The 11,996-nt window shown below is 54.4% G+C and carries 7 protein-coding genes and 1 pseudogene; 2 read left to right on the top strand and 6 right to left on the bottom strand.

Annotated elements, in window-relative coordinates; genetic code table 11:
* The first annotated feature begins 82 nt into the window (after positions 1–82).
* Entirely contained in the window at positions 83–340 is a 258-nt protein-coding gene (locus tag BLQ09_RS17950; RefSeq protein WP_027605751.1) for a hypothetical protein, read from the top strand.
* Between the two features lie 600 nt (positions 341–940).
* Here BLQ09_RS17950 and BLQ09_RS17945 read toward each other — a convergent pair.
* Both BLQ09_RS17945 and BLQ09_RS17940 read right to left on the bottom strand, forming a co-directional pair.
* A complete protein-coding gene (locus tag BLQ09_RS17945) occupies positions 941–1,297 on the bottom strand; it encodes a type II toxin-antitoxin system RelE/ParE family toxin (protein WP_027605752.1) in 357 nt (118 codons plus the stop codon).
* Positions 1,298–1,299: 2 nt separating this feature from the next.
* The gene (locus BLQ09_RS17940; protein WP_027605753.1) at positions 1,300–1,590 is read right to left on the bottom strand and encodes a type II toxin-antitoxin system ParD family antitoxin; all 291 of its coding nucleotides are present in this window, start codon (positions 1,588–1,590) and stop codon (positions 1,300–1,302) included.
* A gap of 106 nt (positions 1,591–1,696) precedes the next feature.
* Between BLQ09_RS17940 and BLQ09_RS17935 the strand changes: the two are divergent.
* Positions 1,697–1,888: pseudogene (locus tag BLQ09_RS17935) on the top strand (IS5/IS1182 family transposase); the annotation flags it as partial.
* A 118-nt stretch (positions 1,889–2,006) separates the two neighbouring features.
* Here the strand turns inward: BLQ09_RS17935 and BLQ09_RS17930 are convergent.
* The 4 genes from BLQ09_RS17930 to BLQ09_RS17915 all read right to left on the bottom strand — a co-directional run bounded on the left by BLQ09_RS17930 (position 2,007) and on the right by BLQ09_RS17915 (position 11,851).
* Positions 2,007–5,543 carry an NACHT domain-containing protein gene (locus BLQ09_RS17930; RefSeq protein ID WP_027605755.1) on the bottom strand — a complete coding sequence of 1,179 codons (3,537 nt, stop codon included), beginning with the start codon at positions 5,541–5,543 and terminating at the stop codon, positions 2,007–2,009.
* A gap of 105 nt (positions 5,544–5,648) precedes the next feature.
* Positions 5,649–6,536 (bottom strand): hypothetical protein, encoded by an 888-nt coding sequence (locus BLQ09_RS17925; protein WP_051429350.1) that lies wholly within the window; start codon positions 6,534–6,536, stop codon positions 5,649–5,651.
* Positions 6,533–7,795, bottom strand: coding sequence for an AAA family ATPase (locus tag BLQ09_RS17920; protein ID WP_051429351.1), 1,263 nt, complete (start codon positions 7,793–7,795; stop codon positions 6,533–6,535). Before BLQ09_RS17920 ends, BLQ09_RS17925 begins: the two co-directional genes overlap by 4 nt.
* 249 nt (positions 7,796–8,044) lie before the next feature.
* On the bottom strand, positions 8,045–11,851 hold the full coding sequence (locus BLQ09_RS17915) for a hypothetical protein (protein ID WP_027605756.1): 3,807 nt from the start codon (positions 11,849–11,851) through the stop codon (positions 8,045–8,047).
* Positions 11,852–11,996 lie beyond the last annotated feature (145 nt).

Genomic DNA, 11,996 nt, shown 5'->3' with positions numbered 1-11,996 from the left:
AGTCTACAATCTATACGTGTAAAAAATCACTACATATCCTTTGGCTGTCTTTGGAACAAATGACCTAGCGAAAGGATTGAGCATGACTAAGACGGATGTGATTTCGACAGCGGCGCTGGTGATGATGGTGGCGATTGCTGTGCTGCTGTTGGCCCACTACTTGAAACTGCAGAAGGTGTGGACGTTGGTCGTCAATTGCCGTGCGAGCCTGCGTTGGGCGCGGATTCATGAGACAGAGAACAAGGAGCTACGTTCGGCGCTTCGAGCGGAGAGGGAGCACGTAGATCAGTTGCTGAGGAAGGTGGCTCTACTGCATGCGGTAGAGCCGGAGGGCAAATGACCGCGGTGTGTGGGAAGAACAAAGGGTGACATTTCTAGAAGGGAACTGTTGGACCTCAGGCTGGGGGCATCCTTTTCAAACCATCCAAAGTATGCCCTCAGATGTGCCCCCAATGTAGCCATCCACTGGTAGTGAATGGAGCTCCATGGTTTGTCGAAAGGCAAAAATGATCAGATAAATAGCCTGCCCGACGTCGCCTAAAGGCTCTCAGGATCGCCAAAAAACATTTTGACTTGGCTCTAGAATAGTGTTTTCAGGTCGATAACGCTTTTGTTTGCCCCCATTTTTGCCCCCATTCGCACCGAGTATGCGAGTGATCGCGAATGGCGATCTCCGACGGGCTCCAGTATGGCAATGGCTGGCATTCAGTGCGCCTCCGTATACTGGATGAGCAACCCGTATCTGGCAAATCCTTGGTTGTTCGGAAGAGGGTATGGGTAATGAGTCGATATCCAAGCGGATAGTCCGGTCAGACCCAGAACCCACCACTTCAATTGACGGCCGAGTCGGCCGGCAGCGAGGACGCTCGGATTGCAATGTGGAGGCGGCGCCTTACCTTCGCTATTCCTGGCCTGTAAGGCCGTTGGGTCAGGTCGCTGATCAGTCGTTCGGCATGTGTAACTGCACTTCCATGGCGTCATGAAGGAGTCTGACGACCTCGATCACGTCGTCGTTTGCCACACGATAGAACACGATATGGCGTGGGCTTTTGACCGTTCCATGGGTTTGTTTGGCCTGTTGGCGTGAATAGATGAGGTGATAGCTGCGAAGGCCAGGTGCAAGCTCATCGCGGTCGTGGCTGCCAATGCGATAAGGCATGTCGGCAAGCGCTTGCAGTGCCGCGAGGATCAGCGCCTGGTAGCGCTGGCGTGCTTGATCGCCGAACTGCGTCTGGGAGAGCCTAAGGATGCCGACAATGTCGGCGCGCGCCGGGTTGGAAATCCGATACTGCGGCATGCTCAGTGTTTCTCTCTCGCGGGGAGGGTTGCCTCCAGGCTCAAGCCCTCGAGGTAGTGCTCCAGATCCCCTTCGTTCACCTGAGTAAAGCGCCCGTGCTCAAGATCCATGATGCCGATCGAGGTCGCCTGACGCAGTGCCTCAATTTTGGCGGTGTCTTCGGCGACGCGTTGTTCCAATAGCCGCAAACCTTCTCGCATCACTTCGCTGGCATTCTGATACCGGCCAGACTGCACTAGGTCCTGGATAACCTGTTCCTGGTGAGGGGTGAGTACAACGTTTCTCGTTGCCATAATGAGCTCCAGCTTTCGGTAAACAGTTTCTTCCGATTATTGGCATATTATGCCATTTTGCTTGCGAGCACATGGTTTGAGGTTTGGATCTGACGAACGGCGTCGTATGGAAAGACGCAGATCCATCGTGGATCACCCGTTTGGCAATCTCAAACAATGGCTATTTGGGAACGGACGGTTCTTGCTACGGCAACTCGAAGGGACGAGAGCCGAAATAGCCCTGGCCGTGACCGCATACAACCTCAAGCGGGCGATCAGTGTACTGGGCACCAAGAAAATGATGCAGTTGATGGGCTGAAGAGCCTTTTTTAAGCAAAGAAACAAACGCCCCGAACAAGTCGGGGCGTTTGTTCTAGAGACTATCAGTGTGTTTTCACACAGTCTGTTCGGGTCCTTTTTTCGATGTTGCAAATCTCTCAAGTCCCCGCAACTACGCTTGCCTTCTCACAGAGTTCGCCCAGTACAAAGGCAATTTCGCTAGGAATAAAAGCAGACTGCTTCATATCAACTGCTTGCCAATGGGCCCGGGCACGGGCAAGCGGGGCCATCTCAAGCGTGTTTCCAGCCTCGATCCACTGCTGCAGAAGACCCGCTGCGGCCAATGCGCTAGCCTCGTGGCTGGACGTCAAACATTGCGTGGCCAGCCGCAGGAGCGTGGTGGAGTCCTGACCCAGATCGGCACCTGTCAATGACTCGAACAAACCGCTGACGTTACCGTATGGGTCTTTTTCAAGACGTTTGATCATCATCGAAGTCGCCTGGGTGGGGGCGTGTTGGTGTAACAGGGCGATCGTGCAATCCAGAGACAAGCCTGTCGCCTGCTCCAGCAGTTCAGTCAGCTCGCCCTCATCCATGGGGATGTACAGCAGGGCCTGAGCGGCGAGAGAAACCACCCAGTTGGAGTCATGGAAGAGCGCACGCTTGATGTTCGACCTGTCTATCAGGCGTTTTTCAAGGCTTTCCCAGTCAGGAGGCGGTACATCTACGCTGGGCAAGAGCTCGAACGGGGTATGTTCCGGGTTGGCGTCCAGGCAAGCCATGAAAGCCTTTGCTTCATGGACCAGTGCCGTTGCATCAAGCGGGGCAATCCTGGCTATCACCTGCATGAGAGACGACACGGTTGTGAGGTCCGGTCTCGACATCCAGTTGAACAGGTCGGAGACGGGGCATTTATCGAATCCGGACACTCGCAGCAGGCCAGCGTAATTCGGGAAACTCTGTCGCGGCCTTGAGTCGCAAGGGGGGAGGCCATTTGAAATAGCTTCGGCAATCAAGTAGGTGGCTATGCGCGAAGCGTCTCGCCAGCCCGGGCCCAGCGGTGTGAGTGTTACGTGCGGGGTCGCTTTATCCTCTTCCACCAACCAGGGATTCTTGACATCCAGCCCCTGCGCTTGAAGGTACTCAACCATCTGGAGCCTGAAACCGACGGTCATCAGGCCTGTGTCTTCGAGTTCGACTTCTGCAAAATGCTGGAGGTGCTCCAGGGGTTGGGCTTTCAGTGCTGCCATGGCAATGCGTTCCAGCAACTCCAGGTCGCTCAGGTCGTCTTTCTGCAGAATGCGCTGGGGGGCAGGTATAGCGTTTCGATGGGGCAGTAGCCCCCAAAACACGGAGGTCAGCGCAGACGCGTCATAATCCGGCGCAGTGCAATGAACGATCACGCCCCAGGCCATCAGCCTGAGTTGAGGGTCCTCTGCCGTGAGCCGGGCCGCGGCTTGGGGGGCGACGAGGCTGGCATCCCTGATGGCCAGGTCCGAAAGCGCCACGGCGATGCTGAATCTTTCCTTGTCGCCCTTCTCCATGACATCGAACGCATACTGCACTAGGTCCTGGGCGCAGGAGCGGGACACCGTGATTCCGCCTCTGCCCAGCAGGGCCAGCGCGGCCTGAAGTTGTGTAGAGGCGCCGTTCTGGTGCAGTGATCTGCGAAGCGCGATCAGCTTGTCGGCCAGGCCTAGCCAGGTGGCGAAGACAATGGTTTCTCGCCAGGCGCTGCCTTCCAGCAAGTCCACGGTCAAATGTTGCGGGCATTCGACCAGGAAACATGCCGCAGAAAACTCGGCGAACGTCTTGTGGGTAAAGGTCAGCAATGTGTCCGAGGCGTGGCTGATCGGTTCGATCAGGCCCACCTGTTCCCAGTGAGCCAATGCTTCACGCACCTGTTGCCGGGCGGCGAACCGCGGCTTGTCAATCAATGGCGAAAGGGCGTCTGCACAGGTTTGGATCAACTGCTCGAATGTGAGCAGTGGTTCGCGAATCAACTCCCAGCCAGTCATGTGCAGAACGAATGAAGCTGTATCGATTTCCCGCTCTGGCTTGCCTTTCGGGAGTGCGTTGAACAAATCGATCAGGTGGCTGTATAGCTGCGGGTGCGTCGCGGGTAGCACCTGGTCTCGCTGAATCAGGGAGGCCGCCATGCCTAGCAGCAGTGGGCTTGCCACGATGGCCTTGTGCGCCGAGGTACGTTCCAGTTCCTTCCTGGCGATCTGTTCGTAGTCGGTTTGCGCCGACGCCATCGGATCGACGGCCCGCAGCAGACGAGCAAGGTTGGCAGCCCCGCGGTCACTGGCCGGTGGCAGCAGCCGATAATGGACCCACCCCTCCAGCTCCACCGTGTCATAACCAATGGGCCGGGTGGTCACGACCATGCGCACCTGGGGGTGGCCGGCCGCGAAGCGGGCCAGCTGCCGGGCCACATCTTCCTGAGCCTTGCCGCATTCATCCAGCGCATCGAGCAGAATGATCCAGTTGGACGGAGCAGTTTTCAGGAGCTCGGTTGGGGTGACGCCTGAGCCATCAAGGGCAATGCCCATCAAGGCATCGCTGAGCGTCGCACCCTGTTGCATGGTAGTTGCGATGGCCTTGAGTGATGCGCTCAGGACAATGTAGCCATCGAGCGCATACTGGTGCGCCAACTCGACCATCATCGTGGACTTGCCCAGCCCAGGGCCGGCAACGACCACGGCAAGCTTCCTGAAACGTCCGATCCAAGTCGAATCGAAGTGCTTCAGGTCAAATGTGTATTGCTCGGTCGTATGGTAGCGAGCCAATGCTGCCAGGGCGTCCGTGGCATCCTCGGCTTCGAAAGCAATGGCTTTGACTTTCATCGCAAGCAGGTGCTCAAGGGGGATTCTGCGGCGAGTGCCGGCGATTGCGAAATGCGCGTTGGTCGAAACGACCCAGCGGGTCAACCGGCCCATGGTAGCGGAAGGAAAATCGCCCTGGGCGATCAGGATATCCTGGCTTGCGAGTAAGCGCATCAGTTCGCGCAGGTCCCAGCGCCCGCCATGTTGCATCAGGTTTGCGGCGTGCTGGAACAGCACAGACCAGGCCTTTTGGACATCCTGCTCGTTGGCGCAGACATCGAGCAGGAGCTTTTTGGCGAGTTTGATATCGGCATTCTGGGCATCGAGCCCATGGACGATGTGGATCCTCAAGCGGTGGCAGGCCTGATCGGGGGCAATGTTTAGGGCTCTCAGGCGATTGAGCCATTGCTGGCCGATGGCGCTGAGTTTGTCGGTGCGGCCCTGGCCGAGTTTCTTGACATCCGCAGCCAGCTTGAGCCGAATCGGTTCGCTGGAATCCGGCGCCACGGCAAGTACGCCAAAATGAAGTTCGCCACGATGGATGGCACTGGCCATGGCCTCCAGCGAGGCCCATAGCTTCGGCCCACACTTTAGGCCTTTCTTGACCTGGATCTCGATGACCTGGTTGTTCTCCAGCTCTATGCGAATGTCATCTCCGGGCCCCTCGCTTTCCGCCCAGAGGGCATGGGGCCGATCCTTGACCACACCCTCCAGCCAGCCCAGCGGGGTACCTCTGAGAATGTACGCCGCTACGATGGCTGTCACGGTGGCCTGGTAGTTGACACCACCGGCAGTGGCCTTGCCACCTCCGGTTTTCTTGGCGGCAACGCTGCCGGATGTTTTATGCGTGTTGCCTTTGCCTGACATCCTTGACCTGCAGTTGTCACGTGAGGGGAGCACTGCCATGACGGGGCAGCAGCAATTAAGGGGGGAAGCATGCCACCCTGGAACGCTTATGGGTAGTCACGCCGTTCAGGCTTGCGGCAGCGGTGTACCCAACTCGCTCAACATATATACCCGGCACTGTTCGAAAACCTGCCTGGCCATTGTGGCATCGCTTGTCCACAGCCGTTTGAAGGCCCGCAGACAGTTGGCGTGCGGCAGGTTTGGCGAGTCGATCCTGGCAATCAGATCAAGGTCTGAAGCGCTGGCCTGGCCTTGTTGCTGTGCCAGCAGCGCAGGGCCGAACACTGTGATCATGCGCGCCCGGTCACGGTGCAATTGCTCACGCGCATTCAGCCCGAAGAAGTCGATGATGATTTGTCCGCGCAACCTGTCCGGGCCTGCTGCCTGTGTCGGAACGGCTACCGTTGCCTCGAAGGTAATGAGCGCTTCAGGGTCTTCTGCCTGGGTACCCAGCGGGTAACAAAGGTAGGGCCGCTCGGTGGTCAGGTCCGCGACGGATGACTCGACCGCTCCTCTTGCTCCTGCAATCGGGAAGTAGTTCGACTTGAAGATAGAGTTGCACACCTTGCAGGAAGCGGCGTAGTTCAGAGGGTCATAGGCAAGCCAGAAGTAACCCTGTTCGCTGGCGTCGCCCATCGCCACGGTGTAGTTCAAAGCAGAATGCCGCTGCGGGTTGGGCCAGGCCAGAACGTTGGATTTTGGCCGAAAATGCTCGAGGTCAAATTCAATCGTGCCGTATAGCGGGCTTTCGAATTGCCGCTCGCAGAACACGCATTTGTTGAGCTGCAGCTTCATGAACACGGGTTTCACCGTGCTCCAGATAGCCGCTGTTTCGGCGTAATGGCCTTGCGCGAACAGCTTGAGCTTGCGTTTTTGGGCTTTGCCGGCCCACTTGGGGTCGACAGCGGCAATCTCGGTCGTCAGTTCTGCCAGCTCGACGGCATACCTGATCATTGCTTGCCCTCTCCCTTGGCACTGGCAGGCAGTGGCGCCGGGTGCGTGAGCCGTGCAAGGAAATCGATGGCAGCCGTCGTATCACCGTTTGCGGCTTTCTCGAACAGTTGCTCATCTTCAGCCTTGAAGGCATCTGGCCGGGTCGTCTGCAACCCGAAGTAGGCGGACAAAAGTAGCTGTTCCATGCTTTTGCCGAACACATGTTCCTCAAGTTGCTTGATGGTCGCAGTGCCGTCATCGGCCGTATCAGTGATGAAGATGTTCTCGCGCTTGACGGTGCTGGCGACCAGTGGGCTGTGCGAGGTGAAGACGAACTGCAGTTGGGGGAAGGTGGTTGCCAGCGTGGGCACGACACTGCGTTGCCATTCGGGATGCAGGTGAAGGTCGATCTCGTCCACCAGTACCATGCCGGGCACTTCATCGATGCGCCGGTTTTCGGGTGTCACGTCGCACAAGTGGCTCAGCAGGTCGCTGACCCAGCCGATAAAGGCCTTGTAGCCATCGGAAAGGGCGGTAAAGGGGGTAGGGGTGCCGTCGAAGAGGAATAGGTACTGCTCGTCTTCGTCATCGCGCTCCCCGGTGAGCCGGATGTTGCCCGGCAATACACGGTTAAGCAGTTCGATGACCGACTTAAAGCGCTGAGGTCCCCGATGCTGCAGGCGTGAAAGCCACAGGTGAAGCGGGCGCAGCGTCAATTGATCTTCGAACAACCCGGCGATTCGCTGGTAGCGCAAACCTCGCGAACGTCGCGCGCTGCTTGCGGAATAGTCGCCGGTCTCGACCCGTCTTGTAGCGCCGTAGCCGACCACGAAGAAGGCGGGTGAGTAATCATCCTCAAGCAACCGGCTGATCGGAGAGTCTGGCGTGCTTTCAAGATGAAGCCGGTCCAGGCTCCCCTTTCCACGTGTTTCAAGACGAGCCAGCAGTTCCAGCTTCTTGCGCCTGGATTCAGGAAAGGCCTCATCGCGTGTGATGACGGCTTCAATCTTCAGGAGGCATTGCGCAACACTGGGAGCGTCGGGTTTTGCGCGCCGAACCAGGCGATAGGGCACAAACCCCGACTCCAGCAGTGCAGGGGTCAGAGTGGCAATGGCCAGGGCGCGCAACACCGAGGATTTGCCACCGCCGTTGTCACCGAGTATCAGATTGACGTTTTTCAGCTCAGGCACGCTTTTGCCAACACGACTCGGATACTGCAGATCAAGCACTGCCTTGCCGTAGCATTTGAAGTCATAGATGTGCAGGGATTTGGCGTACAAAGCCGTACCTCATGGATGAGTGCGTGGTAGGCATACAGTGTACGTCGCAATCAGGGCAACTTCAGCCCCTTTAGCATCTGCCTGGTGCCGGCCTGATCCGCTTTGGAGGCCACCGGCTGCCCATTGATCACCGTTACCACCGCGTACCCCTGCGCAAGCTGGTAGGCATCCGCAGTTCGAGTCTCGTTTCCATTCTTTAATTCAGTTCAGGCAGCTCTGTGATGGAGTTCTCATTCCAAATCCTTCAAATCAACCCTCATCACTGTCCATGGGGGGTTTGAGATGTAACAAGTGGTGGTAGATGTTCACATCACTCTGATTGATTTTACGTGTTTCCTTATAGTATCTGGCGTTAAAGCTATTTCCCTGTGTGGTTATGAGTTGTAATCCGCTTTTGTAATCATCGTCAAAGTCTCTGTAGTCGCATTTCTCAACATGTTTAACATAGGATTCGCACAGCCGTGAGAAGTTTTCCGTAGCTACATAGATCACTACAAACACCGTACTCATACCCATGGAGTTATATCTGCCGATCTTGTTCAGGTGCTCATCAATTTGCGTAGTGTCGATGTAGTTCCCAAGCCTAAAACCTTCAAATAGGAAAACCGGGTTTCCCCTTCCATCCCGTACCCAACCATCAGTCTCGCCGACACCCTTACCGCTGCCTGAGCGCCCAGTACGTGACTGATCCGGCATCGTCCAATTAAGAAAACTCATGCGTTGACATACGAGCGATACAAACCAGTCGTTAATCATGTCTTCCTCATCGAGCATGATCGTGCTCGCGGACGCTGGAGCCAATTTTTTGCGCTGGAGATTTCCATTACGTTTCAGTAACTCCCGACCCACATGCTCTACCAATTCGAACAGGTACTCATCAATATTTGTTGTGGCATTCATAAATATTTGACTTTGATCGTATGCGTTCATGTCCTTGATTGTAAGCCATGCAAGACGCAGCTTGTCATGAGAGGAGTCAATCTCAGCATTGAGGATTGGCTGAGGCTTAGATAGGCCCACGGTGCCGGTGCTCCTGAGGCTATTCTCAATGGCAGCGATTTTCTCTTCTACATCGAGTGGGAAAGATCGATGAGAAATACGTATCTGTTGGAGATAAGACAGTGCTTCTTCGGCGCTTCTCATACGCTTGAGATACTCTGCCCTCAGTGGAGCTAATTCATAGGCCTTCTGCTGCTGGGGCGATGCCACATTCCAGAATCGTTTGAAATCGTCGAAATGTTCCGTTTCCAAGCAGAGCTGAAGAATGTAATTTAGCTCAACATCGCTGAGTTTGGCGGCGAGATCCGTCTTGAAAGTTGTTTGATAGGTGTCCAGCCAGCGCTTTAAATAAAACTCAAGCGGTTCGGGTCGAGCAATGTCAGTGGGCCAAGAGAGCGCTACTTTGATCAAACCCGTCGCGTTCTGTAATGTTTGTTCTACATCGAGCACACTGCTGAACATCTCCAGTGCTTTGGCATGATCCACAAACATTGTAAGGGAAGCAATCAGGTATCGCTTGAAGCTTTGAACTTCATTCGTGATCTGTTGTTCTTCGCTGGATATTTTATACAAGCATAGTCTATTGATTTTTTCCTGGTCTGGCAGCTTCTTGTTGTCAAATATATCTTTAAGGTCTAGTTTGGCAGATATTTCAGCAGTCTTGTTTTTAAAAGTTTTGTGAGAGTATTTCCTTACGTAGTCTAGATATTCCCTGGCAATTTTCATTTGACCATTGTTAGCGGCTTTCAGGATGATGTCGAAGGCTTCGGGGGTCCAGTTGGTTGCCGCTTCTTCTAGATTACGCTCAGCTAACAGTCCTACTACAAGTTTCTTGTTCTCATATGCAGTAGTGCGCTCTAGCATTATAAATAGCGCTCTTAAGGGGGCCTCCCTTCGCCGCAAAATTGCAATTAGCTCTTGAAATTCTATCGGAGTAAAATTGTTGGCTACATTGCAAACTGTTGGCCATAGTTTTATAGGGCTGTAGTCCGAGTTATCATGCAAATAATCGAAAATTCCAGATTGCCACTCTGAATAGAAGCCAAAGCGTTCGATAATACCCATGAGCTTACTTGCAAAAATGCGCTTCTCCACTGCGTGCTCTGGAGTGTATTCAGTTTGCGTGAAAAGTTTCAGTAGCAATCGGGTGTGCATGCGAGCAGCGAATACGGTGTCTCTTTTTTCTTTGGCGGGGTCACCTGAATCGATCGCAGGTTGATCATCAAGAGCACTGATCCAGCGTTCGCGCTGCTCGGCTAATGCGTTTATATAGACGCTGAGCCATTCAAGCTCATCAAATGCGAGCGGGTCATCAACCGCATTTGTGTCACCATTCAGGCGGTCATACAGCAGTCCTAGGTAGCTATCGATCAATGCCCCGCATGCATCAAGTGCATGGCTACTCGAATTATGGTGTGACTTGGATGAGGCCAAATCCCAGTCAAGGCACCAGAATAAAATCAGCCACCCTCCGAGGGGTAGATATCGGTCCCCTATACGAGCCTTCTGAAGGTGTTCGTGCGCACGATTGATGAGTATTTGGCGGTGATCCTCTATGAGGTACCTAACTTGTCTTGAATCATCCAAGTACCTCACGGTGCTTATGGTCTTTTGGAGGCTAGGCAGGCGAGTGTCTGCTATTAACTTGTGACGAGAGTTGTAGTTGATCTCGTGGTTGGCGAACCAAGCGATCATTTCGCAAAGCTGATCTATAGCTTCGGGTAGGGCTGGTAGGCGAACATACTGCTCGTAGCTGTTGTAAAATATTTCAAGAGCTTGAGTCCATACTAAGTCACCCCAGTTCTTCTCATAAGAGGCATATTCTGATATGGGGCGCATGTTCCGCTCTATATTTTCATAAACACCGATCAAGCCAAATTGGTTTGTCTTCGGGTTCGAGAGTAAGAAGCAAAGATAGGGAGGGTGATAGATATCACTGAACAGGGCTCCGACCAATTTAGGGGAGCGATGGGCTAAGTCGATTAGTTTTCGGGTGAGAGGGAAGCTGTCTCTGGGGGAGTAAAGGTTATGCTCGCGCTGGAGGATTAAGTGAACTAAGTGCTCGCTAATGCCTCCGATCCCTTGGAATCGATAATGCGTTACATCTTTCCACCATTTTGCACCCTCTATGAGCGTGGTGGGGGGGCTGCTCGCTAGATTGTAGATCATGCTTTCAAGCTGAGAGAAATCAAGAGCCTCACAATAGGATTCCGCTTCTTGGCTCACTTCGTCAGGTTGTCCCGGTCTTTTCCGCACCACTAGAGGAGATGGCTTCTTGATGATGTTGTTAACACGATTGTGACTGATAGCGACATTGGCTGCGCAGTCTGCCCAGCTATCAAATAGTGTCTTATCTGCAGCGATATAGTTGAAGGCGCAGTCAAGGTACTGTTTAACGTCGATATCTAGATCGAAATCGATTTGGAAGATAGCAATACTGCCAGCGGCCAGTCGCATCCTGGTGATGTAATTGGAAAAAGCGGTATCTGGGTCTACTGAGCCGTCTATCAGTCGTTTCCATAGGAAAGTGCCTACGCCTTTAAGGTCTTCGCGCTTTACCTTCAGCCGATAACCTTCGGCTCGGGATTCAAAGGTATCGCGCAGGAAGGCCAGGTCGATCGAGGTAACGTCTTCTTGGCAAAGTCTTAACTGCGGGGGTTCCCAGACATCGTTGAGGTACCGCAGCTCGTACAGAAGGGTGTGTGCATCTAGCTGATGCCGCAGCTTTGGCGGCATGTCGGGGGTCGAGGGCACTTTGGGCTGTACGGCCAGATAGTCATCCGGGAATGCAATAACGCGGGCCTGTTCAAGCTCCGAGACGTCCACCGGGTAGGCTAGACAAAACTCTGCACCTGCCACTGTTGGCCAGGAATCTCGCCCCTCTAGCAGGGCTGTCACGTTGTCTCGGTTTAGAGGTCTCGGGTAGATATGCGCAGCGTGAATGTAATGAGCGATCCGCTCGTGAAGGGAGTTTGGAGAGGCCACACGCGAAGGGTGCGTGTCTTTGTAGAGCGCCAGTTTTCTCTCCAGATCTTTGATCAGATCATACGAACTCATGTTCTTCCGAAATCCTTGGTGGGTCGCTCACTGCGTCGACGCCTGTGCTGGTAGCTTACTGAACGGTCATGGTTTTTTCGATAACGCGAACACCATCATTCGCCCGGCTAGTTGAGCGGGACGCGATTTGGTTCAGGAGATTATC

Source organism: Pseudomonas sp. NFACC25, assembly GCF_900100935.1.
Classification (GTDB): domain Bacteria; phylum Pseudomonadota; class Gammaproteobacteria; order Pseudomonadales; family Pseudomonadaceae; genus Aquipseudomonas; species Aquipseudomonas marginalis.
Note: the sequence above shows the minus strand (reverse complement) of the source record. Positions and strands in the feature narration are given on the sequence as shown.

Coding starts and splice junctions, on each gene's coding strand:
- BLQ09_RS17950 (WP_027605751.1), top strand. CDS start 83: ATGACTAAGACGGATGTGATTTCGACAGCGGCGCTGGTGATGATGGTG.
- BLQ09_RS17945 (WP_027605752.1), bottom strand. CDS start 1,297: ATGCCGCAGTATCGGATTTCCAACCCGGCGCGCGCCGACATTGTCGGC.
- BLQ09_RS17940 (WP_027605753.1), bottom strand. CDS start 1,590: ATGGCAACGAGAAACGTTGTACTCACCCCTCACCAGGAACAGGTTATC.
- BLQ09_RS17930 (WP_027605755.1), bottom strand. CDS start 5,543: ATGTCAGGCAAAGGCAACACGCATAAAACATCCGGCAGCGTTGCCGCC.
- BLQ09_RS17925 (WP_051429350.1), bottom strand. CDS start 6,536: ATGATCAGGTATGCCGTCGAGCTGGCAGAACTGACGACCGAGATTGCC.
- BLQ09_RS17915 (WP_027605756.1), bottom strand. CDS start 11,851: ATGAGTTCGTATGATCTGATCAAAGATCTGGAGAGAAAACTGGCGCTC.